The sequence below is a fragment of the Plantactinospora sp. CNZ320 genome (assembly GCF_002846275.1).
Genome location: NZ_PJMP01000001.1, coordinates 2994628 through 3020056, shown reverse-complemented (window position 1 = coordinate 3020056; position 25429 = coordinate 2994628). Strand labels below are relative to the sequence as shown.

The window sequence follows — 25429 nt, the reverse complement described above, 5'->3', positions numbered from 1 at the left end:
GACGGCGAATTCCACCACGGTAGTTTCCCCCGGCGTGTCGGTGGCTAATCGTCCGTTTTCGTCCGTAATCGTGAATAAGCTGCCAATGGTCACGGGTTGTCCGCAATGGAGGCGACTGAGGATGATGCTCATCGAACGCAGCACGCGGGTGTCCGCACCGATCGAGGCGGTGTGGGACCTCGTTCAGCGGGCCGAACACCTGCCTGGCTGGCTGGCCGGGGTACGACAGGCGGAGGTGCTCTCCGGGGAGGGCATCGGCCGCCGCCAGCGGGTGCACGCGGCCGGGCGGGCGCTGGACGCCGAGGTGATCGCGTACCAGGAGCCGACCCTGATCGCGTGGCGGGAACGGGCCGAGGGCTCCGGTGCCCGGGCCGAGGCCCGTACCGAGGTCTACGTCGAACTCGCACCGGAGGAGGACGGCACCTCGGTACGCCTGATCATGGTCCGTTGGCCCGCCGGCCCGGTCAGCGGGGCGCTGCTGCGCTGGGGGATGCGTCGGGTGGGTGCCGACCTGGAGGGCTCGCTCGCCCGGCTCACCGGGCTGGCCACGGTCGGCTGAGGGGCGGGCCGTCGCCGTCGCGACGTCCCGCCCCTCGTGGCCGGATCAGTGCGGAACCGTCAGGAGTCCCCGCCGGTCTCGCCCACCGGAGCCGCCGCGATGTCGTCGATCGCGTACTTCTTCGCGGCCTCGGCCGGCACCGACGGCGGCACCACGCCACGCCGCGCCAACTGGCGCAGCGTCGCCACGGTCACCGACTCGGCGTCCACATGGAAGTGCCGGCGCAGCGCGTGCCGGGTGTCCGAGAGCCCGAAACCGTCGGTACCGAGCGAGGTGTAGTCGCCGGGGATCCACCGCGAGATCAGGTCCGGCACCGCCCGCATCCAGTCGCTGACCGCCACCACCGGTCCGTCGGCGTCGGCCAGCTTGCGCTGGATGTACGGCAGCCGCGGCTCGTCGCCCGGGTGCAGGAGGTTGTACTCCTCGCACTCCACCGCGTCCCGGCGAAGCTCGGTCCAGGAGGTCACCGACCAGACGTCGGCCGCCACCCCCCAGTCCTGGGCCAGCAGGTTCTGCGCCTTGAGCGCCCACTGCATGCCGGTGCCGGAGGCGAGGATGTTGGCCCGGGGCGCCTCGGCACCGTCCGGCCCGTCGACCGATCCGGCCGGCGAGTACCGGTAGATCCCCTTGAGCAGCCCCTCCACGTCCACGTTCTCCGGCTCCACCGGCTGGAGGATCGGCTCGTTGTAGACGGTCAGGTAGTAGAAGATGTTCTCCGGCTTGTCGCCGTACATCCGGTGCAGGCCGTTCTCGAAGATGTGCGCGATCTCGAACGCGAACGCCGGGTCGTACGCCACCACGGCCGGGTTGGTCGCCGCGAGCAGGTGCGAGTGGCCGTCCTCGTGTTGCAGGCCCTCACCGTTGAGGGTGGTCCGGCCGGCGGTGGCGCCGAGCACGAAGCCCCGGGCCATCTGGTCGGCCGCCGCCCAGAACGCGTCGCCGGTGCGCTGGAAGCCGAACATCGAGTAGAAGATGTACAGCGGGATCATCGGCTCGCCGTGCGTGGCGTACGACGTACCGGCGGCGGTGAACGAGGCCACCGAACCCGCCTCGTTGATCCCCTCGTGCAGGATCTGCCCGCTCGTCGACTCCTTGTACGACAGGAACAGCTCCCGGTCGACCGAGGTGTACTTCTGGCCGTGCGGCGAGTAGATCTTCTGGGTCGGGAAGAGCGAGTCCATCCCGAAGGTGCGCGCCTCGTCCGGGATGATCGGCACGAACCGCTTGCCGAACTCCCGGTCCTTCATCACGTCCTTGAGCAGCCGGACGAAGGCCATGGTGGTGGCGATCTTCTGCTTGCCGGAGCCCTTCTTGACGTCGCCGAAGCGCTCGCTGCCCGGCACCGGGAGCGGCGTCGGGTCGGTACGCCGGCTCGGCAGGTAGCCGCCGAGCTGCTGGCGCCGCTCGCGCAGGTATTCCATCTCCTCGGACTTCTCGCCCGGGTGGTAGTACGGCGGCAGGTAGGGGTTGGTCTCCAGCGCCGAGTCGGGGATGTCCAGGTAGAGGCGGTCGCGGAAGCTCTTCAGGTCGTCCAGGGTGAGCTTCTTCATCTGGTGCGTGGCGTTGCGGCCCTCGAAGCTCGACCCGAGGGTCCAGCCCTTGATCGTCTTCGCCAGGATCACCGTCGGCTGGCCGGTGTGCTCGACCGCCGCCTTGTACGCCGCGTAGAGCTTGCGGTAGTCGTGCCCGCCTCGCTTGAGGTTCCAGATCTCGTCGTCGGAGAGCCCCTCGACCATCTTGCGGGTGCGCGCGTCGCGGCCGAAGAAGTGCTCCCGGACGTACGCCCCGGACTCCGCCTTGTAGGTCTGGTAGTCGCCGTCCGGCGTGGTGTTCATCAGGTTGACGAGCGCGCCGTCGGTGTCCGCGGCGAGCAGCGGGTCCCACTCCCGGCCCCAGACCACCTTGATCACGTTCCAGCCGGCGCCCCGGAAGAACGACTCCAGCTCCTGGATCACCTTGCCGTTGCCCCGCACCGGCCCGTCCAGCCGCTGCAGGTTGCAGTTGATCACGAAGGTGAGGTTGTCCAGCTCCTCGCGGGCGGCCGCGCCGATCGCGCCGAGCGACTCCACCTCGTCCATCTCACCGTCGCCGAGGAACGCCCAGACGTGCTGCTGGGAGGTGTCCTTGATGCCCCGGTGCTGGAGGTAGCGGTTGAACCGGGCCTGGTAGATCGCGTTGATCCCGCCGAGCCCCATCGAGACGGTGGGGAACTCCCAGAAGTCCGGCATCAGCCGAGGGTGCGGGTACGACGGCAGGCCGCCGCCCGGATGCGACAGCTCCTGGCGGAAGCCGTCGAGCTGGTCCTCGGTCAGCCGCCCCTCCAGGAACGCCCGGGCGTACATGCCGGGGGAGCCGTGGCCCTGGTAGAAGATCTGGTCGCCGCCGCCCGGGTGGTTCTTGCCCCGGAAGAAGTGGTTGAACCCGACCTCGTAGAGCGACGCCGAGCTGGCGTAGGTGGAGATGTGCCCACCGACGCCGATCTCCGGCCGCTGCGCCCGGTGCACAAGCATGGCGGCGTTCCACCGGATGTACGCCCGGATCCGCCGCTCGATGTGCTCGTCCCCCGGGAACCAGGGTTCCTGCTCCGGCGGGATGGTGTTGATGTAGTCGGTGGTGGTCAGGGGCGGCACCCCCACCTGGCGCTCCCTGGCCCGCTCCAGCAGGCGCAGCATGACGTAGCGGGCGCGTTTGGCACCGCGCTCGTCAATGACACCGTCGAGTGACTCGACCCACTCGCTGGTTTCTTCGGGGTCGATGTCCGGAAGCTGGCTCGGTAGGCCGTCGCTGATCACCGGGCGCTTGCGTTCCGTGGCCACAGGCGTTCCCTAGGTTGTGTGTGGGATAGGTCTCTAGCGCCATCCTGCCCCCTCATGCCTGGCTCCGTCACCTCTAGGCCGGGCAGAGGCGACGCGCGACACAGGTACCAGGCGGTAACTTCCCGGCAACGCGTCGTTCTCGCCCCGGGCATTCCGGAACCGCGCGGCGGGGCGGAAAGCGGTCCGGCCGGACCTGGCGCCGACCGGTCGGGGAGACTGGGTGGATGCAGAGTGAGGTGATCACCGTTCGGACCGGTTCCCGGCCCGTCGTCCAGGACATCACCCGGGAGGCCGAACGGTTCCTCGCCGGTCGGGGCGACGGGCTGTTGCACGTCTTCGTGCCGCACGCCACCGCCGGCCTGGCGATCATCGAGACCGGGGCGGGTTCCGACGACGACCTGCTGACCGCGCTTGACGACCTGCTCCCCACCGACGACCGTTGGCGGCACCGGCACGGCTCACCGGGGCACGGCCGGGACCACGTCATGCCCGCCTTCCTGCCGCCGTACGCGACCCTGCCGGTGTTGGACGGCCGGCTCGCGCTCGGCACCTGGCAGTCGATCTGCCTCGTCGACCCGAACGGCGACAACACCACCCGGCAGGTCCGGTTCTCCTTCCTGCCCGGCTGACCGTTCCGCTGCCGGCCCGGCCGGGACTCGGGACGGTCCGGTGTGGCGGTGGATCGGTAGCCTCGCGCGATGACCCCATCCCCAATCGACGCGCCGATCGTCGCCGTGACGGTCTATCCAGACCGGGCCCGGGTGACCCGCCGGACCGACCTCCAACTCCCGACCGGGGAACACCGGGTCCGGATCGGACCACTGCCGCTCGGGCTGCTCCGCGACTCGCTGCGGGTCGGCGGACGCGGCCCGGCGACCGTACTCGGGGTGGACGTGTCGACCGAGGTGCTGCCCCGGGCCACCGAGGGGACCGCCGCCGAACTCGCGCAGCGGCGTCGTGACATCACTGCCGAACTGGCCGGGCTGGCCGACGCCGAAGCCGTCGAGCAGCAGCGCGCCGACTTCCTGACCCTGCTCACCCAGCGGGCCGGTGCCAGCTACGCCCGCGCGCTGGCGGCCGGGGACGCCACCCCGGGCGACGTCGCCGGTTTCACCGACTCGGTGGCCGAGCAGACCGCCGCGAGCCAGGCCCGGCGGCGGGAACTGGCCCGTCAGCAGGAGGAGGCCCGGGAACGGCTGGCCGCCGTCGAGCGGGAGATCGCCGCGCTCTCCGGCCGGCGGTCACCGGACCGGCTGGCCGCCGAGGTGACCCTGCGGGTCGAGCCGGACGGTGACGACGAGCCGACCGCACTGCAGCGGTCCGCCGAGATCCAGCTCGAGCTGTCGTACGTGGTGGAGGGCGCCGGCTGGACCTCCTCGTACGACCTGCGACTGGTCGACGAGACGCTGACGGTCACCTGGTTCGGGCTGGTCAGCCAGCGCACCGGGGAGGACTGGCCGGAGTGTGAACTGCTGCTCTCCACCGCCCGTCCGGCGACCGGCACCGAGTTGCCGGAGCTGGATCCGTGGTATCTCCGCCAGGCGGAACCGGTCCGGATGCAGCAGGAGAGGGCTGGGCGGCCGGCCGGCGGACCGATGCCCCCGATGCCGGTACCGGGTGCCGCCGGCAAGGCCCAGGCGCTCGGTGCCGCGCCCCGCCCCGCGCGGATGGCACAGTCCGGGGCCACCCTCACCCAGGGCGTACTGGCCGCCACCTACCGACCGGCCCGCCCGGTGGCGGTACCGGCGGACGGGGGCGCGCACCGGGCCGTCGTCGCCGTACTGGAGCTGGCGGCCCGGCTCGACCACGTGACCGCGCCGGTGCGTACCCCCGGGGTGCACCTGCGGGCCACCGCCGTCAACGGTTCCGAACACACCCTGCTGCCCGGACCCGCCTCGGTGTTCCACGGTGGCGACTTCGTCGGCGGCACCTCGCTGCCGACCTGGGCGCCGGGGGAGGAGGTCGAGGTGGCGCTCGGGCTCGACGACCGGATCCGGGTGAAGCGGGAGCTGGTGCGGCGCAGCGACACCAAGGCCACCCTGGGCTCGACCCGGCGGCGCGAGGTCGAGTACCGGATCACAGTGGCCAACCACACTCCCCGGCCGGCCCGGTTGACGGTGCGCGACCAGCTTCCGGTGTCGCAGAGCGACGGGATCACGGTCCGGGAGCTGCGGCTCGATCCGGCGCCGGACGAGCGGGCCGCGCTCGGCGAGCTGATCTGGCGGGTGGAGCTGCCGCCCGGCGGGTCCCGGGAGATCGTCACCGGGGTGCGGGTGGAGCTGGCCAAGGGGGTCGAACTGCTCGGCTGGCGCGAGTAGCCGGCGGCCGGGCGGCGGCGGTCGCGGCGGGGCAGGCCGGTCATCGTGCCGGCGGCCCCGACCGCGGCGCCGGTGAGCGGGAGAGTACGGCGCGCCGGACGGTCCCGTACGGAGAGTCGCCGACGCCACGGGCGGTTGTGACGTGTCTGAGTGGTCACGGGTGGCCGACGTCGGTAATGCTGTCGGACGTGACCACCCCCCAAGATCTCGACGAACGGTTCCGGGAGGCGGTCGGCGCCATCGAGGTGTCGGCGACCGGGCGTACGGCGCAGGAGCCGGTCCGGGACGGCGGCACGCTCGACGGCCGGACGGCCCTGGAACTGTTCGACGCCCAGCTGGTCAGCCGGCACCTTGATCTCGCGGCGCGCTGGCTGCGCAGCTTCGGCGAGGGGTTCTACACGATCGGTTCCTCCGGCCACGAGGGCAACGCCGCGGTGGCGCTCGCGGTCCGGTCCACCGATCCGGCCCTGCTGCACTACCGGTCCGGCGCCTTCTACTGCGCCCGGGTCGCCCAGGCCGAGGCCGAGGGTTCCGCCGCCCCGGCCGGGCAGGCCGACGGTCTGGCGCACCGGGTCGGGGTCGCCGAACGGGTGGCCGAGGCGATGCGCGGCCAGGACGGCAACGGGAACTCCGCCGACGGTGACGCCGACGACGGGGCAGGCGCGCCGGAGGCGGTCCTCGACGCCGCCCGGGACGTGCTGCGCGGGGTGGTGGCCTCCGCCGACGAGCCGATCGCCGGCGGCCGGCACAAGGTCTTCGGCAACGCCTCGGTCGCCGTCGTGCCGACCACCTCCACCATCGCCTCGCACCTGCCCCGGGCGGTCGGGATCGGCTTCGCCATCGAACGGCTGCGCCGGCTCGGTGACGCTCGGGGCCGGCCGAGCGGTCGGCGGGCGGCCGGCGCCCCGGCACGGCCGCGCGGCGAGACCGATCCGGCCTGGCCGGCCGACGCCATAGTGGTCTGCTCGTTCGGCGACGCGTCGGTGAACCACGCCACCGCCGTCGCCGCGTTCAACACCGCCGGCTGGTGCGACCACACCGGGCTGCGCATCCCGGTGCTCTTCGTCTGCGAGGACAACGGGCTCGGGATCAGCGTCAGGTCACCCGACGGCTGGGTGGCGCAGACGCTGCGGGCCAAGCCCGGGATCCGGTACTTCTCCGCTGACGGCTGCGACCTGGTCGAGACGTACGACGTGGCGGTCGAGGCGGCGGCCTGGGTGCGCCGGCACCGCCGGCCGGCCGTACTGCACCTGTCCACGGTGCGGTTGATGGGGCACGCCGGCGCGGACGCCGAGATCGCGTACCGGAGTGCCGCCGAGATCGACCGGGACGTGCAGCGGGATCCGCTGGTGGCCACCGCCCGGGTGCTCGCCGAGGCCGGCCTGGCCACCCCGGAGGAGTTGATCGCCCGCTACGACGAGGTCGGCTGGCAGGTCCGCAAGGTCGCCGAGGAGGTGCTCGGCGAGCGCAAGTTGGAGAGCGCGGCGGACATCGTGGCGCCGCTGGCACCCCGGCGGCCGGTCCGGGTCGCCCGGGCGGTCACCGACGCCGCCGGCCGGGCCGCCGGGCCGGGCGCGGCGCTGCGCAGTGCCGCCTTCGACGGCAAGTTGCCGGAGCAGGCCGGCCCGCTCACCCTGGCCCAGACCATCAACGCCGCGCTCGCCGACGGGCTGCTCGACTATCCGGGCATGACCGTCTTCGGCGAGGACGTGGCGGCCAAGGGCGGGGTGTACGGGGTGACGAAGGGCCTGCGGGAGCGGTTCGGCGCGCCACGGGTCTTCGACACGCTGCTGGACGAGACCTCGATCCTCGGGCTCGGGCTCGGTGCCGGGCTGAGCGGGATGCTGCCGGTGCCCGAGATCCAGTACCTGGCGTACCTGCACAACGCCGAGGACCAGTTGCGGGGCGAGGCGGCGACGATGCAGTACTTCTCCCGGGGCGCCTACCGCAACCCGATGGTGGTGCGGATCGCCGGGTTGGCGTACCAGGACGGGTTCGGCGGGCACTTCCACAACGACAACTCGCTCGCCGTACTCCGGGACGTTCCGGGGCTGGTGCTCGCGGTGCCGGCCCGGGCCGACGACGCCGCCCCGATGCTGCGCTCCTGCCTGGCCAGCGCGGCGGTCGACGGCAGCGTCTGCGTCTTCCTGGAGCCGATCGCGCTCTACCACACCCGCGACCTGCACGCCGACGGCGACGGGGAGTGGCTCGCCCCCTACCTCGGGCCGGGCGGCTGGACGGCCAGCCACGTGCCGATCGGCCGGGGCCGGGTGTACGGCGTCGGCTCGGCCGAGGACGTCACGATCATCACGTTCGGTAATGGCGTTCGCATGTCGCTGCGGGCCGCTGCGAAGCTGGCCGAGGAGGATGTCGGCGTCCGGGTGCTCGACCTGCGCTGGCTGGCTCCGCTGCCGGTGGCGGACATCATCCGGGAGGCCCAGGCCACCGGCCGGGTGCTGGTCGTGGACGAGACGCGCCGGTCCGGCGGGGTCGGTGAGGGGGTGGTGGCGGCGCTGGTTGATGCCGGTTTTGTCGGTTCCGCCCGTAGGGTAGCTTCTATCGATACTTTTGTCCCGTTAGGTCCGGCTGCCCGTCACGTACTGGTCTCCGAAGAGGCCATTACCCAGGGTGCCCGAACGCTGCTGGCACGGTAAATTCCCTTCGACTCGGTGCGCCACTTGCGCGCGACCGGACAACTGTGTGGACTTTGCGTCATCGGTGTCGCACGGATGCCGTTGGCAGTGGAGATGAGGAGGCACGTGACAGTGAGCGCGACCGCTGGTCAGGCCGCCGACGGCGTACGGAGTCTGGCGGACCGGTTCGGCATCGAGCCGGGGATGGTCGTCATGGAGATGGGGTACGACGACGACGTCGACCAGGATCTCCGGGACGCCCTGACCGATCGCTGCGGAGAGCTGGTAGACGAGGACACCGACGAGGTGGTGGACTCGGTGCTGCTCTGGTACCGGGACGGCGACGGTGACCTGTTCGAGATGCTCGTCGACGCCCTCGGCCCGCTGGCTGACAACGGTGTGGTGTGGCTGCTGACGCCGAAGGCGGGGCGGGACGGCCACGTCGAGCCGAGCGAGATCAGCGAGACGGCGGTCACCGCCGGCCTCCAGCAGACGTCGACGGTGAACGCGGGCAAGGACTGGAGCGGAGCGCGCCTGGTCCTGCGCCGTGGCGCCAAGGCGAAGAAGTAGCCCGGAGGAGTGGCACGGGCGCCGTCTGACCCGCGGACGGTGCTCGTGGCGAGAATCGCCCCGGACGGTGCTTCCGGGGGCACCGTACCGGACGTACCGGCCGACCCCGAGGGGTCAGCCGGCCGGTGCGCCATGACCAGGGAGGACCGCATGCCGATCGACGTAGGCGCCCAGGCGCCGGACTTCGTGCTGAAGGACCAGAACAACCAGCAGGTGAGCCTGGCCGAGCTGCGGGGCCGACGGGTGGTGCTGCTCGTCTTCTATCCGCTGGCCTTCACCGGCACCTGTCAGGGTGAGCTGGCCGAACTGCGGGACAACCTCCACGAATACCAGAACGACGACGTGCAGGTGCTCACGGTGAGCGTCGACTCGGTGTACGCGCACAAGGTCTGGGCCGAGCGGGAGGGCTACGAGTTCCCGATGCTCGCCGACTTCTGGCCGCACGGCGCGGTTGCCCGGGCGTACGGCGTCTTCAACGACGCCGCCGGCTTCGCCGACCGTGGCACCTTCGTGATCGACAAGGCCGGTACGGTGCGCTTCGCCGAGCGCAACGGCCCCGGCGAGGCGCGCGACCAGGCCGGCTGGCGCAAGGCCCTGGCCGCGGCACTGACCTGAGCCCGGCACCACCGTTCGACCGGGTCGCCGCCGCCCGCACGGCGGCTGACCGGCGAACTGGGTGGAGCGGGTACCGGGGCGGCAGGTAAGCTTGCCGCCGCCGGTAGGCCGCAGAGGCACTCCGGGCGCGTAGCTCAGTGGGAGAGCACTCGCCTTACAAGCGAGGGGTCGCAGGTTCGAAACCTGCCGCGCCCACCACCGTCACCAGCGGGCTGGAATCGCGTCACCAGCTTTGCTGGAATCGTTTCACCCGCAGGCTGGAATCGTCAGTCCGGGGCAGACCCGTCGTCGACCTCCGGCGGTCGGCCGTCCAGGAACCGCCTGGCCCTGGCGATCGCCTCCTGCTGGGTCGAGCCGAGAAACCACGGATCGTCGGCCACGTCAGGCCACCATCTGCCGGTGTCGCTGTCCTCGTAGCAGACCACCGGCACGATCTGCCAGGCGCCTTCGGTGTCCTTTGCCAGGTCGACCGGGAGATGCCACCCGATGACCCGCCCGCTGACGACCGGGGCGGGATCTCCGTCGTTCACGACCTCGGCCAGCCACAGCTCATAGCCCTGCGGGATCATGACGTCTCCTGAGTGGGGTCCTGGCCCATGCGCGGGTGCCGCTGACTGCCCAGCATAGGTTTCCTTTAAATGTGGCCTAAGCTTCGCTCTGCTCGGGCATCCGAGATTGACTCGTGAGCGCGCGCCGCAATACGGTCCTGGCCGACGACTCCAATGCCACTCTGGCGCCGCTTTCTGGGAGGTTGAGTACGTGGCCACGGCCCGATCTGCGGTAAAGGCAATGCGCCCGACGGCTGCTCTTCTGGCTGGCCTGGTGGTCGGGCTGCTCGTGCTGCCGGGGGTGGCGACCGCCGCGCCGGCCGGGCCGACCCAGCTCGGTGCCGCCGACATGGCACTGCTCAGCGGGGTGCGGCTGGCAGGGCTCTGGGAGATGCCGGCCGGGCAGATGGCGGCCGAGAAGGGTGACAGCGCCCGGGTCCGGGAGATCGGCGCCGAGATCGCCAAGCAGCATGTCGAACTGGACCAGCTCACCGTCGAGGCGGCGAACAAGCTCGGCGTCCAGTTGCCAAGCGAGCCGACGGCCCAGCAGAAGGGCTGGATCACCGAGATGACGAACGCCTCCGGGGCGCGGTTCGACCGGATCTTCGTGGACCGGCTGCGGGCGGCGCACGGCGCGATCTTCCCGGTGATCGGTGCGGTCCGGGCCGGTACCCGCAACGAGACCGTACGCACCCTCGCCGAGCAGGCCAACGGCTTCGTGCAGACCCACATGACCCTGCTGGAGAGCACCGGCCTGGTCCGCTACGCCGAACTTCCCCCGGTGGTGGTGCCCGCGCCGCAGGACCAGTCGCTGGCCGCCAACGCCAAGGCGAACGCGGAGTTCGGCACCGGCCTGAACACCACTGTCATCTGGGCGGTACTCCTCGGCGCGCTGGCGCTCGGCGGCATCGCCACGGTCCGGGTCTTCCGGGGCAAGTGACCGCCGCGGGACCGGCTCACCCTCCGGTGGGGGCCGGTCCGCGCCACCGGTACAGCCAGGGTGGCCCCGCCCCGTCCACCGCCTCCAGTTCGTAGATCTCGGCCTGGGCGAGCCCGTCGGTCACGTGGTGATGGGTGAGCGGTGGACGGCCGTGCACGTCGAGTTCGACGGCCACGGTGCCGCCGTCACCCGCGCCACCGACCAGCGAGATCTCGGTACTGCCCTCCATGTGGCCATCCTGCCGCCAGGGCGGTACCCGGCGCAGCGGATCGCCGTTGGCTCACCGCCACTGGTAGTGCAGGTCGACGACGCGTACCCCGATGCTGACCCGGGCCAGTACGGCGGCCAGCAGCGCCTGCCGCTGCTCCTGCGGCACGTCCCGGACCGCCTCTCCGTACGTCGCCGTGACGTGTGCCCAGACGGCCTGCTCGGTCTGCTCCGCCGGTATCCAGGGGCGGGGGCACTGCCGTCGGGGACACCCGTAGTAGCGGCGCCCGCTCGACGAGAAGGACGGGATCACCAGTTCGCCACAGGGGCCGCAGCAGAGCAGTCCGCGGAGCAGGTAGCGCCCTGGCGTGGCGCGCTTCACGATCGGGAAGTCCATGGTCACCGCCTCGCCTCGTGATGTCGACGCATCCATGCCTGTCGTCATCTTCTCCGTTGGTACGGCTGCCGGGGCGGAACTGTTCGATTCGTGACTGGGGTAGGGCCGAAAATCGCCAACAATCACCGTTCCGGTCGGGCCCGGATATTCGCCGGACCCGGCGCGCGCCCGGCGACCGGGCCGGGCGGGGTGCTACAAAGGGATCCGCCCGCTGACCCGATGGCCGAGAAGGGACCTGTGCGTGCTGGTCGTCCACGCCGTGTGGTTGGCCGGTGGTCGGCTCGCGGTGTGGGGGGAGGACTCCACGCTGCCCGCCCGACCACCGCGCCGTCCCGGCCGCCCACCCCGGCACCGGCCGCACCCGTTCGCGGCCGGACATTCCGGGCTCGCCGGCGCGCTCGGCGAACTCGCCGCGAAGGCGACCACCGGTGCCGCCCTGCTCGCCCTGCCCACCCGGGCCGGTGCGCCGGTCGACTCGGCGGAACTGGTCCGGACCGAGCCGGTCGAGCCGGGCCGTGGGCGGGTCGGCCTCGCGTCGTGGCGGGTGCCGGTCCTGGAGTACGACGCCGACCACGCCCTGCCGGTGCTGCTCGCCCTCGCCGACGGCCCGGGTCCGCCGGTCCGGGGCGCGTCGCTGCGCCACCTCGCCCTGCTGGCCGAGTTCGCGGTGGAACTGGTCCGGCGCGGTCGGACCCTGCCCGGCCTCGACACGCCGCCCACCGTCGCCGGCCCGGCCCGGGCCGTGTGGCGCCCGCTGCTCACCGGGGCGGACGCCGGCTGGGCCCGGGCGCTGACCATGGCGCTGCCGCCGGCGGCCCGCGCCGCGCTCGACCCGCCCGCGCCCGGGACCGTCCCGGACGGCGGTGACGGGTCGGCGGGCACCCGACCGGACGACGGCGCCGGGCCGGAGGCAGCCGCCCCGGGCGACGCCGCTGCGGCGAGCGGCTCGGCGGCGGCCACCGTCGTGGACGCCCTGGACGCGCTCACCGACGCCGCCGCCCGAACGGCCCTGGAGGGGGTACGCCTGATCGGGGCCGGTCGGGCCGGTGCCGCCGATGCCGCCGTACGGGACTGGCTGCGGGCGCTGACCGGGCGGCAGCGGGACTTCGGGGCGGCACCGGAGGCGATTGCCGTACTCGACCGTGAACTGCGTACCTGGCAGCGGGATGCCGCCGGCAGCCCGGTACGGGCCTGCTTCCGGCTCGTCGAACCACCCGTACCTGTCGAGATCGACGTGCCGCCGGACGGGCCGGACGAGCTGATCGGGGCGGGCGAGGGCGAACAGCGCTGGCGGGTGGAGTTCGCGCTCCAGGCCGCCGACGAGCCGAGCCTGGTGGTCGGGGCGGACCGGATCTGGACGAGCCGGGGCGACCTGCGGGCGCTGGCCCGGCACCTGGCCGACCCGCAGGAGACCCTGCTGACCGAGCTGGGCCGGGCGAGCCGGCTCTGGCCGGAGTTGAACGACGCGCTGCGTACGGCCGCGCCGGAGGGTTTGGAACTGGACACCGAGGGAGCGCACCGGTTCCTCCGGGACGGTGCCCCGGTGCTGCACGCCGCCGGGTTCGGGGTGCTGCTCCCGTCCTGGTGGCAGCGCCCGGGTGCCCGGCTCGGCGCCCGGTTGCAGGCGAAGACGCGTACCGCGCCGGGGACCGTCGCCTCGCGCAGCGCGCTCGGCATGGAGGCGCTGGTCGACTACCGGTGGGAACTGGCCCTCGGCGACCAGCCGCTGCACGCCGCCGAGCTGCGGGCGCTGGCCAAACTGAAGACGCCGCTGGTCCGGCTGCGCGGCCAGTGGGTCGAGCTGGACCCGAAGCGGCTCGCCGCCGGGCTGAAACTGCTCCGCTCCGGTGGCGAGCTGACCGTAGGCGACCTGCTCCGGCTGGGGCTGGCCGCCCAGGACGACCCGAAGGCGCTGCCGGTGCTGGAGGTCAACGCCGACGGCCCGCTCGGTGACCTGCTCGCCGGGCAGGTCGAGCGGCACCTGGCGCCCCGGGACGCGCCGGAGTCGTTCCGGGGCACGCTGCGGCCGTACCAGCAGCGTGGGTTGGCCTGGCTGGCGTTCCTCCAGTCGCTCGGTCTCGGCGGCATCCTCGCCGACGACATGGGGCTGGGCAAGACGATCATGATGCTCGCACTGCTCGCCGGTGACCCGCCGGAGGCCGGCCCGACCCTGCTGGTGTGCCCGATGTCGCTGGTCGGCAACTGGCAGCGCGAGGCGGCCCGGTTCGCCCCGGAGCTGCGGGTGCACGTACACCATGGCGCGGAACGGCCGCGCGGGGCGGCGTTCGGCGCGGCGGTGCGGGACGCGGACCTGGTGCTCACCACCTACTCGCTGGCGGCCCGGGACGCCGCCGCGCTCGCCGAGGTCGACTGGCACCGGATCGTGGTGGACGAGGCACAGTCGATCAAGAACGCCGCGACCCGGCAGGCCGCCGCCGTCCGGTCGCTGCCCGCCCGGCACCGGGTGGCGGTCACCGGTACCCCGGTGGAGAACCGCCTCGCCGACCTCTGGTCGATCATGGAGTTCGCCAATCCCGGCCTGCTCGGCACGGCCCCGGCCTTCAAGAAGCGGTACGCCGAACCGATCGAGCGGCACGGCGACGACGAGGCGGCGGCCCGGTTGCGCCGGATCACCGGCCCGTTCGTGCTGCGTCGGGTGAAGACGGACCGGTCGATCATCACCGACCTGCCGGAGAAACTGGAGATGGAGGTGCTCTGCAACCTGACCCGGGAGCAGGCGTCCCTCTACCAGGCGGTGGTCGACGACATGATGGCCAGGATCGAGTCGAGCGACGGCATCGAGCGGCGCGGCCTGGTGCTGGCCACCATGACCCGGCTCAAGCAGGTCTGCAACCACCCGGCCCAGGTGCTCCGGGACGGCTCGGCGCTGCCCGGCCGCTCCGGCAAGCTGGCCCGGCTGGAGGAGATCCTCGACGAGGTACTGGCGGCCGGCGAGAAGGCACTGATCTTCAGTCAGTACGCCGAGTTCGGCGGGATGCTCCGGGCCCACCTCGCCGCCCGGTTCGGCCGCGAGGTGCTCTATCTGCACGGCGGGGTCGGCAAGGCGGACCGGGACGCGATGGTGGCCCGGTTCCAGGATCCCGGCACTGTCGGTCCCGCCCTCTTCGTCCTCTCCATCAAGGCCGGTGGCACCGGACTGACCCTGACCGCCGCCAACCACGTCATCCACGTCGACAGGTGGTGGAACCCGGCGGTCGAGGACCAGGCCACCGACCGGGCGTTCCGGATCGGCCAACGCCGCGCGGTGCAGGTACGCAAGTTCGTCTGCGCCGGCACCGTGGAGGAGAAGGTGGCGGCGATGATCAACGAGAAGCGGGGACTGGCCGCCCGGATCGTCGGCACCGGTGAGCAGTGGCTCACCGAGCTGTCCACCTCGGAACTGCGCCAGCTCTTCGCCCTGGAGAACGGGGCGGTGGTGGAGTGACCGACTTCCGCGAGTACGGCCGGCCGCGAAAGGTCGACGGTGGACTGCGGGCGCGTACCGCCCGGGGGGCGATCGGGCAGTCCTGGTGGTCGCGCCGCTTCCTCGACGTACTGGAGTCCTTCGCGCTGGGTACCCGGCTCACCCGGGGCCGCTCGTACGCCCGCGCCGGGCAGGTGGTCTCGCTCGACGTGGCACCGGGCAGGGTGACGGCGGTCGTCCAGGGCTCCCGGCCGACGCCGTACCAGGTGTCGATCCGGTTCCGGCCGTTGCCCGAGCGGGTCTGGACCCGGTTGGAGACGCTGCTCGCGGCGCAGGCGCTGTTCAGTGCCCGGCTGCTGGCCGGCGACGTACCACCCGAGTTGGAGACGGTCTTCGCCGAGGCGGGCGCCCCGCTCTTCCCGGCCGGCGTCGACGAGCTGACCCAGCGCTGTGACTGCCCCGACTTCGCGGTGCCGTGCAAGCACCTGGCCGCCACCTTCTATCTGCTGGCCGAGGCCTTCGACGCGGATCCGTTCCAGCTGCTGCACTGGCGTGGGCGGGACCGGGCCCGACTGCTGGCCCGGCTGCGCGAACTGCGCGGCTCCGACTCCGGCACCGACTCCTCAGGTGGCGGGGTCGAGCGGCCGAGCGACCCGGTCGAGGCGCCACCGGCCGGCACCGGGCTGGCCCTCGCCGACCTGCCCGCCGAGCCGCTGGCGGGGATGCTGGACAGGTTCTGGGTCGCCCCGGTGCCGCTGCCGGCCCGCGCGCCCACCCTGGCGACCGAACCCGAGCTGGTGCTGCGCCAGCTCGGACCGCCGGGGGCGGCGATCGGCGGGCCGGGCCTGGTGCAACGGTTCCGCCGCGCCTACACCCGGTTCGGCGACAACGCCCCGGACTGACCGGTCCGCCGCCGGGTCACCGGTTCCGCCGCGCCTGCCACATCAACAGGGTGGCCGCCACCAGCACCGCCGGGGCGATCGCGACGGCCAGCCAGCCGCCGAGGACGACCAGGGCCGGCACGGTGGCCCAGAGTACGAAGGTCAACACGAGTATCAGCCGAGCGCGGCGCAGTTTGCTCCGGTCGCCGAGCCGGGCGACGAACTCGGGATCGGTTATCCGTAGGTGGTGCGTGATCTCGTCAAACCGGCGCTGATCCTCTTTGCTGAGCATGGCGTGGGCCCTTTCCTCAGGCGTCAACCAGTCCGGCGCCGGATTACCCGGTCCGGGGCGGCTCTCACGCTGTTCCCACCCCTGCTGCCGGCCGCGCGTGGCCTGCGGCGTACCGGCCGGTCGAAGGGGCTCGGCCGGGCCGGAACCGCCCAGTCCGGCCGCGACCGACCCGCAGGCCCGAGGCGGCACACCGCACCCGCAACGGCGGAACCCGGCCGGGCCGGCACTCCGACGGCGACTCAGTAACCCCGGCGCGGGGCGGGCAGGTGTGCCGGGAAGAGCGGCTCCGGCAGGGCCGGGGCGACCGCCTCCAGCGCCTCGACGAGCAGCTCCTGGACGGCGTACGGGTCGGCGAGGCGCCAGCGGGCCTCCTCCGGTGACACCAGCCAGCGCACCGTACCCTCGGGCAGCCGGGTGGGCGGGGCCGGAATCCACGAGCCGGAGCCGTGCCGTACCACGTAGAGGCTCTGATCCAGCTCTGGCCGCAGCGGCTCGCCGGGGCGTACCAGGAACATCCACCGGCCGTCCGGGGTGACCGCGACCGGCCCGCGGACCTGGCCGGAGACGGCGCCGAAGAGCCGGGGCCGGGCCTGCTCCAGCGCGAACCGCCCCAGATAGGCGGGAACCTCCAGAACGTCGAAGGCCCCGCCAGTGGCGAGCAGGATCGAGTGCGGGCGGAGCCGCCACCAGGTGGCGACCCGGGCCGGGTCGGCGGTGGCGTTCTGCTCCCACTGCTCCAGCGCCGGATGGCAGCCGGTGGTCGGGCAGCCGGCCCGGCCGCAGACGAACCGGTGCCGGGCCAGGCAGGCGCCGGGGGTGACCCGCCAACCGTGCGCGGCGTACCGGACGGCGATGCGACGCAGCCGAACCCGATCGAGCTGGGCGAAACGGACCGAACGGGGACGGACTTTCTCCCACATTTTACGTGAACCCCCTACGTTTATCGATCTCGGCCAGTAATGCAGGTCGAAGCCCGTCACTGGCGTCTGACGCGGTCGTTTGTCCGGGCAGACAGCCGCAAGTTGCATCGAAAGCTACGAGCGGCCGTTCCCGGAGTGACGTACATGCTGTGCGACCAGCGCAGACGCGAGTCACATCCCGTTTTTTCGCACCGGCGCGGGCCCCCTGACCGGACCGCCGACGCAGAAAGGAGGGCCGGACGTGGACGAGCTGCCGATCGGGCGTCGCGTCGCATACTGGCGCGGCCGCCGAAAGATGTCGCAACAGGTCTTCGCCGACCGGCTCGGCAAGTCGAAGAGCTGGGTGGACAAGGTCGAGCGGGGCGTACGCCGCCTGGACAAGTTCTCGGTGCTGTACGAGATCGCCGACGTACTCCAGCTCGACGCCCAACTTCTGCTCGGCAAGGCACCGGAACGCCGGGCCGACGGGCTCACCTGCATCGACGAGGTGGAGGTCGAGGAGATCCGCTCCGCCCTGGAGCGGTACGACTCGATGAGAACGTTCTTCAGCAACGCACCGCAGCCACCCTCGCTGGCCGAGATGACCAAGTCGGTCAGCCACGCCTGGCTGACCTACCAGTACGCCCGGTACGGCGTGCTGACCCGGGCGCTGCCGAAGCTGCTCCGCGACGCCCAGGCGCTGGACAGCGTGGCCGACGGCGACGACGCCGGGAGGGCGGCACACCTGCTCGGGCAGGTCTACCAGATCGCCTCGTCGGCGCTGCGCAAACTCGGCGAGCACGAGCTGGCCTGGCTCGCCGCCGACCGGTCGATGGCGGTCTCCCAGCGGGCCGACGACCCGCTGCTGGCCGGGGTGGCCACCTACCGGGTCGGCAACGCCCTGCTGGCGCTGGGCCGGGCCCGGCCGGCGCTGGAGGTGAACGTGAGCGTCGCCAACAGCCTCGCGCCGGGCGGCGGCAACGACGCCGGGCCGGACCGGCTCTCCGTCTACGGGATGCTGCTGTTGCAGGGGGCGATGGCGGCGGCCCGGATGGGCGACAACAACACGGTCAAGAACCTGGTCACCGAGGCGGAGAAGGCGGCCAAGCGGCTGGGTGGCGACCAGAACCGCTACTGGACCAGCTTCGGCCCGACCAACCTGGAACTGCACCGCGCGGCGGCATTGGTGGAGCTGGGCGAGGGCGGGAACGCGGTGCAGACGCACGAGCGGAACATCCTGGGGCGGGAGGGGTTCAACGGGCTGCTCCCGGAGCGGCGCGCACACCACATGCTCGACCTGGCCCGCGGGTTCGCCCAGATCGGCGACCTGGACCGGGCGGGCGAGGCGCTCGTCGACGGCGACCGGCTGGCGCCGTCCGAGATCCGGTGCCGGCCGATCGCGCACGAGGTGATGTCAAACGTGTTACGTCGCACAAGGGGTGCGCCGCCCGCGCCGATTGCGGAGTTGGCTGAGCAGATGGGAGTAGCGATATGACCGCGGTACGGGGGATCGTCCGGTGACGACGGAGACGACCGGGTCGCGGGTGCTCTACGTACTCGCCTGCGGTTCGCCGCTGACCCGGCACGTCGGTCGACTGGTGACCTCCGCACGGCGGGACGGCTGGGACGTCTGCGTGGTGTTGACGCCGGACGGGACGAAGTTCGCCGACGTACCGGCGCTGCGCCGGCAGACCGGGCATCCGGTGCGGTCGACGTACAAGAACCCCGGCGATCCGGACGTGCTGCCCGACGCGGACGCGATGATCGTCGCCCCGGCGACGGTGAACACGATCAACAAATGGGCGGCCGGGATAGCCGACACGCTCGCCCTCGGCCTGCTGGTCGAGGGACTCGGCAAGAAGCTGCCGATCGTGGCGATGCCGTTCACGAACGCCGCGATGGCGGCCCACCCGGCCTTCCTGACCAGCCTCGCCCGGCTGCGGGACTGGGACGTCACGGTGCTCTTCGGCGACCACGTCATGCCACTGCATCCGCCGGGCACCGGGGAGCGCTATCTGGATCGGTTTCCCTGGGAGATGGCGGTCACCGCGCTGCGGGCCAGGTTCTCGGTCAGCGGTCAGCTCGGCTGAACCGGGGCGGACGGCGTAGCGGGTCGGCCCGGCGCCGGTAAGCTGGGCCGCCGTGGGTGCATCCGGAGCTCGGACGACAAGCGTGGCCGACGTCGTGGCAGCGCTGGACCAGCGGTATCCGCCGGCCTGGGCCGAGGGATGGGACCGGGTGGGACTGGTGGTCGGCGAACCGTCCGCACCGGTACGCCGGGTCTGCTGCGTCGTGGACGTGGTCCCCGAGACCGTCGCCGAGGCGCTCGGGTACGGCGCCGACCTGATCGTCGCGCACCATCCGTTGCTGCTGCGCGGTGTCTCGTCGGTGGCCGCGACGACGTACAAGGGCCGGATCGTGCACCAGTTGATCAAAAACGACGTGGCCCTGTACGTGGCGCACACCAACGCCGACGTCGCCGCCCCCGGGGTCTCCGACGCGCTCGCCGCCCGGCTGGGCCTGACCGAGCTGCGCCCGTTGCGCCTCGCCGACCCGGCCGGTCCGGCAGCCGGAGCGGGGCGGGGCTTCGGGCGGATCGGCCGGCTGCCGGAGCCGACGACGCTTGCCGAGTTCACCGGGTACGCGGCCCGGGCGCTTCCGCCGACCGCCTGGGGCGTACGCGCCGCAGGCGACCCCGGGCGGACGATCTCGACCGTCGCGGTGAGCGGCGGGGCCGGGGACTCCTTCCTCGGTGACGCCCTCCGGGCCGGTGTCGACGCCTTCCTCACCGCCGACCTGCGGCACCACCCGGTCAGCGAATATCTGGCCGAGCAGGGGCCGGCACTGCTCGACGCCGCACACTGGGCGACCGAACGCCCCTGGCTCGACGACCTCGCCGCGCACCTGCGCGAGCGGCTGGGCGTGCAGACCCTGGTGTCCGACCTGGACACCGATCCGTGGACGGTGCAGGCGGCGTCTCCGGTACCACCCGTGCTAACCCCCGCACCCTCCATGGACAAGGAGTCCTCCCGATGAAGGCCGACCCGAAAGACCAGCGTCGCCTGCTCGACCTGCAGGCGATCGACACCGGGCTCGCCCAGCTCGCGCACCGGCGTCGCACGCTGCCGGAGCACGCCGAGCTGGAGGCACTGGCCCGGGAACTCTCCGCGCTGGAGGACGAGCGGGTCCGGGCGCAGGTGGCCGTGGACGATCTCGACCGGGACATCGCCCGGCTGGAGCGCGACGTCGAGCAGGTGCGGATCCGCAAGGACCGGGACCAGGCCCGGCTGACCGTCGGCTCGGGGCCGGCCCGCGAACTGGAGGCGTTGCAGCACGAGATGGTCTCGCTCAACCGGCGGCAGACCGAGCTGGAGGACGCCGAGCTGGAGCTGATGGAGCAGCGGGAGACCGCGCAGGGCGTACTCGACGGGATCGAAGGGCGGTTGTCGGCGGCCCGGCAGCGGCGTGCGGAGACCGAGCAGCGGCGGGACCAGACCCTTGCCGAGATCGGCAAGGAGGAGGAGTTCAAGTCCGGTTCGCGGCAGCCGCTCGCGGCGGACCTCCCGGCCGACCTGCTGGCGCTCTACGACAAGATCCGCGAGTCGTCCGGCGGGCTCGGCGCGGCACTGGTCGCCGGTGGGCGCTGCGGCGGCTGCCGGCTGGAGCTGTACGGCGCGGACCGGGCCCGGATCAAGGCCGCGGCCCCGGACGAGGTGGTGCGCTGCGAGGAGTGCCGCCGCATCATGGTGCGTACCGCCGAGTCCGGGCTGTGACCGGCGTCGGTGGCAGGATCGGAGGGCGGGCGCGTGCCGGGTCGTAAGGTCGTGGTGGAGGCGGACGGCGGCGCCCGGGGCAACCCCGGCCCGGCCGGCTACGGGGCGGTGGTCCGGGACGCCGGCAGCGGCGAGGTGCTTGCCGAGCGTTCCGAGTCGATCGGGGTCGCCACCAACAACGTCGCGGAATACCGTGGCCTGATCGCCGGGCTGGAGGCGGCCCGCGAGGTGGGCGCCGCCGGGGTCGAGGTGCGGATGGACTCCAAGCTGGTGGTCGAGCAGATGGCGGGGCGCTGGCAGATCAAGCACCCTGGGCTGCGTCCGCTCGCCGCACAGGCGGCCGGACTGGTCCGGAAGTTCGACTCGGTGACGTACACCTGGATTCCCCGGGAGCGCAACCGGCACGCCGACGCGCTGGCCAACGCGGCGATGGACCTGGCCGCCGGCAGGGTGCCGGAGGCGGCCCGGGACAGCGCGGCCGAGCCGGAGGCTGCGGCGCCGGCCGGCGCGACCGGGCGGGCCGAGGCGCACGAGGTCGCCGCGCAGGGGTCGACCGCGAAGAGTTCCTGGGAGCCGCGTCCGGCGGAGACCGCGACCCGGCTGCTGCTGATCCGGCACGGCGAGACGGAGTACACCGCGAAGGGCCGCTACTCCGGCCGGGGCGACGTGTCGCTCTCCGACCGGGGCCTGGCCCAGGCCGGTGCGACGGCCCGGCGGGTGGCCGGGCTGGTCGACCAGGTCGCGGCCGTGGTCAGCTCACCCCTGTCCCGGTGTACGACGATGGCCCGCATCATCGCCGGTGGGCTCGGCGGCGTGCCGGTGGTGGTCGAGCCGGATCTGATCGAGTGCGACTTCGGCGAGTGGGAGGGGCGGACCTTCGCCGAGGTACGCGAGCGCTGGCCGGTCGAGATGGACGCCTGGCTGGCCTCGCCGTCGGTGGCCCCGCCCGGCGGGGAGTCCTTCGTCGACGTCGGCGTCAGGGTCAGCCGGGCGATGGCAAAGCTGCTGGCCGACTATCCGGGGGAGACCGTGGTGGTGGTCTCGCACGTCTCGCCGGTGAAGATCGCGCTCCGCGACGCGCTGGCCGCGACCGATGCCTTCCTGCACCGGCTCTATCTCGACCCGGCCGGCATCTCCCTGCTGGACATCTGGCCGGACGGCGGCATGGCGGTACGCACGGTCAACGACACCGCCCACCTGTAAGGAAGGGCCCCCTCTTATCGTTTTCTGCATATGCGGGGGCCCTTCCTAACGCTTCTGCGGCGAGGGCTCCTCGGTGAGGAAGGTGAGCACGGTCTTGACGAACCGGGGCGGGTCGTCGAGCCAGGGAAAGTGGCTGGCGCCGCCCTGGACCACCGTCTCGGCGTTCGGGAAGAGCGCGGCGAGCGCCCGGGCCGCCTCCGGGGTGGGCGCCGGGTCCAGTTCGCCGGCGACGATCAGCACCGGGGCGTCGAGGCCGGCCAGTGCGGCGCGTACCCCGGCGGTGTCCGGGGCGAAGCCGTCGTAGAAGCCGGCGGAGGGCGCGTCGGGTCGCTCCTCCTGTTCGGCCTCGGCGTGTGCCCGGGCCCGCTCGTCCCACCGCCCGTACGCGAACGGCGCGGCGGCACTGCGAACCGGGTTCACCTCCTCCGGGCCGGCGCCCCGGCCGGCCGCCTCCTGCCAGGCGTCCAGCGCCGCCTTCGCCTCCGGGTACCACCACTCGGTGGAGCGGGCGGCGACAGCTTCGGCGAACCCGATCGTCTCCACCCCGACCGAGCGCAGGCCCGGGGTGACCAGCACCAGCCGGGAGATCCGGTGCGGGTGCCGGGCCGCGTAGAGCGCGGCGAGGTTGCCGGCGGCGGAGTGGGCCAGCAGGTCCATCCGATCCAGTCCGAGGTGGACCCGGAACGCCTCGACGTCGTCGACCAGCCGTTCGCAGCGGTAACTCGTCGGGTCCTCGGGGACCGCCGACTCGCCGCTGCCCCGCAGGTCGAGCCGGAGCAGGGTGCGTTCCCGGCCCAGGCCACCGAGGTCGCCGAGATAGCTCGACGCCCGGGCCGGCCCGCCCGGCAGGCAGACGATCGGCGGCCCGGACCCAAGCACGTGGTACGCGAGTGCGATGCTGTCGTACGAGGAGAATCGCGGCACCCGGCCAGCATGGCAACGGAGCGATCCTCGATCAAGGGCAATCGCCATACTTCGATGTACCTTTTGCCCTGATACCTGCGTTTGGTACGGCATCATTTCGGCCGTTGATCACCATTCGGCGCACCGTGGTCGCCGTTGGGCGCACCGGTCCGGTTTCGTCGGGGTGACCGCCGTCACTCTGTCCTAGCCTCCGGCGTCACACATAGGTCAACGACGAACTGTCACCGGAGTCCGACGACGGCGGACCGACCGGGGCAGGTCACCGGGCGAGTGCAGCGAGGGGACGGCATGGGTGAGCATGACGAGCGAATCCTTGAGCTCAGTGCCGACGATTCTCACGGTCGTACGGAGCGAAGCTCTCACGGCGGTACCGAGCGAAGCGGGGTACCGGCATGAGCGACTCTGAGAAGCCGACGGCGCCGGCGCCACCGGCCGGCGAGGTGGCGTCGGCCGGTCGGGTGGTGTCGAGAGCGCGGGCGAAGGACCACAGTCCCTGGAACTGGCTGCTCTTCCTGCCGATCGTCGTGCCGTTGATCACTCCACTGTTCAACGCCGACTCACCCCGGCTGCTCGGGTTCCCGGTCTTCTACTGGCTCCAGTTGGCCTTCATCCTGCTCGGGGTCGGCACCACGACCGTGGTCTACCAGATGACGAAGAAGCGGGGGTGACCAACGGTGTGGCAGGACCATCTCACTGAGATCATCATCTTCACGCTGCTGTTCCTGCTGGTCAGCGCGATGGGCTTCGTCGCTGCCCGGTGGCGGGCGCCGAACGACATGGCGCACCTCGACGAGTGGGGCCTCGGCGGTCGCAGTTTCGGCGGCTGGATCACCTGGTTCCTGGTCGGCGGCGACCTCTACACGGCGTACACCTTCGTGGCCGTACCGGCGCTGCTCTTCGGAGCCGGCGCGGCCGGGTTTTTCGCGGTGCCGTACACGATCATCATCTATCCGTTGGTCTTCCTGGTCCTGGTCCGGCTCTGGTCGGTGTCGCACCGGCACGGCTTCGTCACCCCGGCCGACTTCGTCCGGAAGCGGTTCGACTCGCCGACCCTGGCGCTGATCATCGCGATCACCGGCATCGTCGCGACGATGCCCTACATCGCGCTCCAGTTGGTCGGCATCGAGGCGGTACTCAAGACGATGGGGGTGACCGGGGAGAGCACCATCGCCCGGCACCTGCCGATCATCATCGCCTTCGCCATCCTGGCCGCCTACACCTACCAGTCCGGGCTGCGGGCACCGGCGCTGATCGCCTTCGTGAAGGACACGCTGATCTACATCGTGATCCTGGTGGCGATCATCTACCTGCCCTACAAGCTGGGCGGCTGGGGGAGCATCTTCGACGCGGCGGACGCGAAGTTCGACGCCAGTCCGAACCCGAACGACGGCATCACGCTCAACGCCAACAACCAGTTGCAGTACATCACCCTGGCCCTCGGCTCGGCGTTGGCGCTCTTCCTCTATCCGCACAGCCTCACCGGCGTACTGGCCAGCCGGAGCCGGGACGTGATCAAGCGGAACATGTCGGCGCTGCCGGCGTACAGCCTGCTGCTCGGCCTGATCGCCCTGCTCGGGTACGCCGCCATCGCCGCCGAGGTGACCCCGCTGCCGGGTGCGACCGAGGGCACCGTGGACAACAACACGGTGGTGCCGCTGCTCTTCGAGCAGCAGTTCCCGAGCTGGTTCGCCGGGGTCGCGTTCGCCGCCATCGGGATCGGTGCGCTGGTGCCGGCCGCCATCATGTCGATCGCGGCGGCCAACCTCTTCACCCGGAACATCTACAAGGAGTACCTGCGCAAGGACGCCACCGCCGCCCAGGAGGCGAACGTCTCCAAGATCACGTCACTGGTGGTGAAGATCGGTGCGGTCGCCTGCATCGTCTTCCTCGACCCGCAGTTCTCGATCGACCTCCAGCTCATCGGCGGGGTCATCATCCTGCAGACGCTGCCGGCGGTCGCCCTCGGCCTCTACACCAGGTGGTTCCACCGGGGCGCCCTGGTCGCCGGCTGGGTTGCCGGCATGGGCCTCGGGATGTGGATGCTCTACCAGATCCCCAACCCGGCGACCAAGCGGGCGCACTTCGGCGGCTCCGCGTTCCCGCTGGAGAAGCTCGGCTTCGACGGCTCGACCAAGACCATCTACGTCGGTCTGGTCGCGGTCGCGGTCAACCTGCTGGTCGCGGTCATCGTCACGCTCATCCTGCGCGCCGCCAAGGTCGCCGACGGGGTCGACGGGACCGAGCAGGACGACTACTTCGCCGACGAGGGCGACCCGCGACTCGTACCCAGCCCGAGGGAGTCGACCGACGAGGTGACCGACGAGTCCGTCGAACCCGCCCCGAAGGTCTGACCGGGCCGGCACAACCAGCCCCGCACGGGGAGATCCCCGTGACCAGCGCCGGCAACCCATCGGGTACGCCGACCTGGTC

Annotated in this window: 22 protein-coding genes, 1 tRNA gene and 2 pseudogenes; 18 read left to right on the top strand and 7 right to left on the bottom strand. The window is 72.1% G+C overall.

What is annotated here, in order from left to right; all coding sequences use genetic code 11:
• Window positions 1–121: 121 nt before the first annotated feature.
• Window positions 122–559 carry an SRPBCC family protein gene (locus CLT71_RS13215; protein WP_101367363.1) on the top strand — a complete coding sequence of 146 codons (438 nt, stop codon included), beginning with the start codon at window positions 122–124 and terminating at the stop codon, window positions 557–559.
• Window positions 560–618: 59 nt separating this feature from the next.
• On the opposite strand, the gene aceE is transcribed toward CLT71_RS13215, so the two are convergent.
• A complete protein-coding gene (aceE, locus tag CLT71_RS13210) occupies window positions 619–3375 on the bottom strand; it encodes a pyruvate dehydrogenase (acetyl-transferring), homodimeric type (protein ID WP_101367362.1) in 2757 nt (918 codons plus the stop codon).
• A 224-nt stretch (window positions 3376–3599) separates the two neighbouring features.
• On the opposite strand from aceE, the gene CLT71_RS13205 reads away from it, so the two are divergent.
• The 7 genes and pseudogenes from CLT71_RS13205 (at window position 3600) to CLT71_RS13180 (ending at window position 9709) form a co-directional block, all read left to right on the top strand.
• Entirely contained in the window at window positions 3600–4004 is a 405-nt protein-coding gene (locus CLT71_RS13205) for a YjbQ family protein (RefSeq protein WP_101367361.1), read from the top strand.
• A gap of 69 nt (window positions 4005–4073) precedes the next feature.
• Window positions 4074–5693 (top strand): DUF4139 domain-containing protein, encoded by a 1620-nt coding sequence (locus CLT71_RS13200; RefSeq protein ID WP_101367360.1) that lies wholly within the window; start codon window positions 4074–4076, stop codon window positions 5691–5693.
• Between the two features lie 176 nt (window positions 5694–5869).
• A pseudogene (locus CLT71_RS37965) lies at window positions 5870–6230 on the top strand (hypothetical protein); the annotation flags it as partial.
• A gap of 143 nt (window positions 6231–6373) precedes the next feature.
• Window positions 6374–8347: pseudogene (locus CLT71_RS13195) on the top strand (transketolase C-terminal domain-containing protein); the annotation flags it as partial.
• Between the two features lie 111 nt (window positions 8348–8458).
• On the top strand, window positions 8459–8896 hold the full coding sequence (locus tag CLT71_RS13190; protein ID WP_101367358.1) for a DUF3052 domain-containing protein: 438 nt from the start codon (window positions 8459–8461) through the stop codon (window positions 8894–8896).
• 150 nt (window positions 8897–9046) lie between these two features.
• Window positions 9047–9511: a peroxiredoxin gene (locus CLT71_RS13185; RefSeq protein WP_101371413.1), complete on the top strand. Its 465-nt coding sequence runs from the start codon at window positions 9047–9049 to the stop codon at window positions 9509–9511.
• Between the two features lie 123 nt (window positions 9512–9634).
• Window positions 9635–9709, top strand: a tRNA-Val gene (locus CLT71_RS13180).
• Window positions 9710–9777: 68 nt separating this feature from the next.
• Here the strand turns inward: CLT71_RS13180 and CLT71_RS13175 are convergent.
• Window positions 9778–10080, bottom strand: a complete 303-nt coding sequence (locus CLT71_RS13175) for a hypothetical protein (protein ID WP_101367357.1) — start codon at window positions 10078–10080, stop codon at window positions 9778–9780.
• A gap of 220 nt (window positions 10081–10300) precedes the next feature.
• On the opposite strand from CLT71_RS13175, the gene CLT71_RS13170 reads away from it, so the two are divergent.
• Complete coding sequence (locus CLT71_RS13170; protein ID WP_101367356.1) at window positions 10301–10999, top strand: DUF4142 domain-containing protein; 699 nt, start codon at window positions 10301–10303, stop codon at window positions 10997–10999.
• A gap of 16 nt (window positions 11000–11015) precedes the next feature.
• Here CLT71_RS13170 and CLT71_RS13165 read toward each other — a convergent pair whose 3' ends face one another.
• Together CLT71_RS13165 and CLT71_RS13160 are read right to left on the bottom strand one after the other, a co-directional pair.
• Complete coding sequence (locus CLT71_RS13165; protein WP_101367355.1) at window positions 11016–11228, bottom strand: hypothetical protein; 213 nt, start codon at window positions 11226–11228, stop codon at window positions 11016–11018.
• Between the two features lie 51 nt (window positions 11229–11279).
• Window positions 11280–11651 carry a recombinase zinc ribbon domain-containing protein gene (locus CLT71_RS13160; protein ID WP_101367354.1) on the bottom strand — a complete coding sequence of 124 codons (372 nt, stop codon included), beginning with the start codon at window positions 11649–11651 and terminating at the stop codon, window positions 11280–11282.
• Window positions 11652–11844: 193 nt separating this feature from the next.
• On the opposite strand from CLT71_RS13160, the gene CLT71_RS13155 reads away from it, so the two are divergent.
• Together CLT71_RS13155 and CLT71_RS13150 are read left to right on the top strand one after the other, a co-directional pair.
• Window positions 11845–15048 (top strand): DEAD/DEAH box helicase, encoded by a 3204-nt coding sequence (locus tag CLT71_RS13155; protein ID WP_101367353.1) that lies wholly within the window; start codon window positions 11845–11847, stop codon window positions 15046–15048.
• Window positions 15045–15929: an SWIM zinc finger family protein gene (locus CLT71_RS13150; RefSeq protein WP_486483240.1), complete on the top strand. Its 885-nt coding sequence runs from the start codon at window positions 15045–15047 to the stop codon at window positions 15927–15929. The genes CLT71_RS13155 and CLT71_RS13150 overlap by 4 nt, the downstream gene beginning before the upstream one ends.
• Before the next feature lie 16 nt (window positions 15930–15945).
• Here CLT71_RS13150 and CLT71_RS13145 read toward each other — a convergent pair whose 3' ends face one another.
• Window positions 15946–16200, bottom strand: coding sequence for a DUF3040 domain-containing protein (locus CLT71_RS13145; RefSeq protein ID WP_101367351.1), 255 nt, complete (start codon window positions 16198–16200; stop codon window positions 15946–15948).
• 239 nt (window positions 16201–16439) lie between these two features.
• Window positions 16440–17120, bottom strand: coding sequence for a bifunctional DNA primase/polymerase (locus tag CLT71_RS13140; RefSeq protein ID WP_101367350.1), 681 nt, complete (start codon window positions 17118–17120; stop codon window positions 16440–16442).
• A gap of 241 nt (window positions 17121–17361) precedes the next feature.
• On the opposite strand from CLT71_RS13140, the gene CLT71_RS13135 reads away from it, so the two are divergent.
• The 5 genes from CLT71_RS13135 to CLT71_RS13115 are packed head-to-tail and all read left to right on the top strand — an operon-like array spanning window position 17362 to window position 22075.
• The gene (locus tag CLT71_RS13135) at window positions 17362–18594 is read left to right on the top strand and encodes a helix-turn-helix domain-containing protein (protein ID WP_101367349.1); all 1233 of its coding nucleotides are present in this window, start codon (window positions 17362–17364) and stop codon (window positions 18592–18594) included.
• 22 nt (window positions 18595–18616) lie between these two features.
• Window positions 18617–19189, top strand: a complete 573-nt coding sequence (locus CLT71_RS13130) for a CoaC/EpiD family decarboxylase (RefSeq protein ID WP_486483239.1) — start codon at window positions 18617–18619, stop codon at window positions 19187–19189.
• A 52-nt stretch (window positions 19190–19241) separates the two neighbouring features.
• Entirely contained in the window at window positions 19242–20135 is an 894-nt protein-coding gene (locus tag CLT71_RS13125) for a Nif3-like dinuclear metal center hexameric protein (RefSeq protein WP_101367348.1), read from the top strand.
• Window positions 20132–20872, top strand: coding sequence for a CT398-like coiled coil hairpin domain-containing protein (locus CLT71_RS13120; RefSeq protein WP_101367347.1), 741 nt, complete (start codon window positions 20132–20134; stop codon window positions 20870–20872). Before CLT71_RS13125 ends, CLT71_RS13120 begins: the two co-directional genes overlap by 4 nt.
• A gap of 33 nt (window positions 20873–20905) precedes the next feature.
• Complete coding sequence (locus CLT71_RS13115) at window positions 20906–22075, top strand: bifunctional RNase H/acid phosphatase (RefSeq protein WP_101367346.1); 1170 nt, start codon at window positions 20906–20908, stop codon at window positions 22073–22075.
• Between the two features lie 45 nt (window positions 22076–22120).
• Here the strand turns inward: CLT71_RS13115 and CLT71_RS13110 are convergent, their stop codons facing one another.
• On the bottom strand, window positions 22121–22999 hold the full coding sequence (locus CLT71_RS13110; RefSeq protein WP_101367345.1) for an alpha/beta fold hydrolase: 879 nt from the start codon (window positions 22997–22999) through the stop codon (window positions 22121–22123).
• A gap of 392 nt (window positions 23000–23391) precedes the next feature.
• On the opposite strand from CLT71_RS13110, the gene CLT71_RS13105 reads away from it, so the two are divergent.
• Both CLT71_RS13105 and mctP read left to right on the top strand, forming a co-directional pair.
• Window positions 23392–23667, top strand: a complete 276-nt coding sequence (locus CLT71_RS13105; protein WP_101367344.1) for a DUF3311 domain-containing protein — start codon at window positions 23392–23394, stop codon at window positions 23665–23667.
• Window positions 23668–23673: 6 nt separating this feature from the next.
• A complete protein-coding gene (gene mctP, locus CLT71_RS13100; RefSeq protein WP_101367343.1) occupies window positions 23674–25350 on the top strand; it encodes a monocarboxylate uptake permease MctP in 1677 nt (558 codons plus the stop codon).
• Window positions 25351–25429 lie beyond the last annotated feature (79 nt).

Bases quoted from the DNA above. Each gene is read 5' to 3' on its own strand.
- CLT71_RS13105 (WP_101367344.1), top strand. From the start codon at position 23,392: ATGAGCGACTCTGAGAAGCCGACGGCGCCGGCGCCACCGGCCGGCGAG.
- CLT71_RS13140 (WP_101367350.1), bottom strand. From the start codon at position 17,120: ATGTGGGAGAAAGTCCGTCCCCGTTCGGTCCGTTTCGCCCAGCTCGAT.
- CLT71_RS13215 (WP_101367363.1), top strand. From the start codon at position 122: ATGATGCTCATCGAACGCAGCACGCGGGTGTCCGCACCGATCGAGGCG.
- CLT71_RS13175 (WP_101367357.1), bottom strand. From the start codon at position 10,080: ATGATCCCGCAGGGCTATGAGCTGTGGCTGGCCGAGGTCGTGAACGAC.
- CLT71_RS13165 (WP_101367355.1), bottom strand. From the start codon at position 11,228: ATGGAGGGCAGTACCGAGATCTCGCTGGTCGGTGGCGCGGGTGACGGC.
- CLT71_RS13205 (WP_101367361.1), top strand. From the start codon at position 3,600: ATGCAGAGTGAGGTGATCACCGTTCGGACCGGTTCCCGGCCCGTCGTC.
- CLT71_RS13160 (WP_101367354.1), bottom strand. From the start codon at position 11,651: ATGACGACAGGCATGGATGCGTCGACATCACGAGGCGAGGCGGTGACC.
- CLT71_RS13120 (WP_101367347.1), top strand. From the start codon at position 20,132: ATGAAGGCCGACCCGAAAGACCAGCGTCGCCTGCTCGACCTGCAGGCG.
- CLT71_RS13200 (WP_101367360.1), top strand. From the start codon at position 4,074: ATGACCCCATCCCCAATCGACGCGCCGATCGTCGCCGTGACGGTCTAT.
- CLT71_RS13170 (WP_101367356.1), top strand. From the start codon at position 10,301: ATGCGCCCGACGGCTGCTCTTCTGGCTGGCCTGGTGGTCGGGCTGCTC.
- CLT71_RS13185 (WP_101371413.1), top strand. From the start codon at position 9,047: ATGCCGATCGACGTAGGCGCCCAGGCGCCGGACTTCGTGCTGAAGGAC.
- CLT71_RS13145 (WP_101367351.1), bottom strand. From the start codon at position 16,200: ATGCTCAGCAAAGAGGATCAGCGCCGGTTTGACGAGATCACGCACCAC.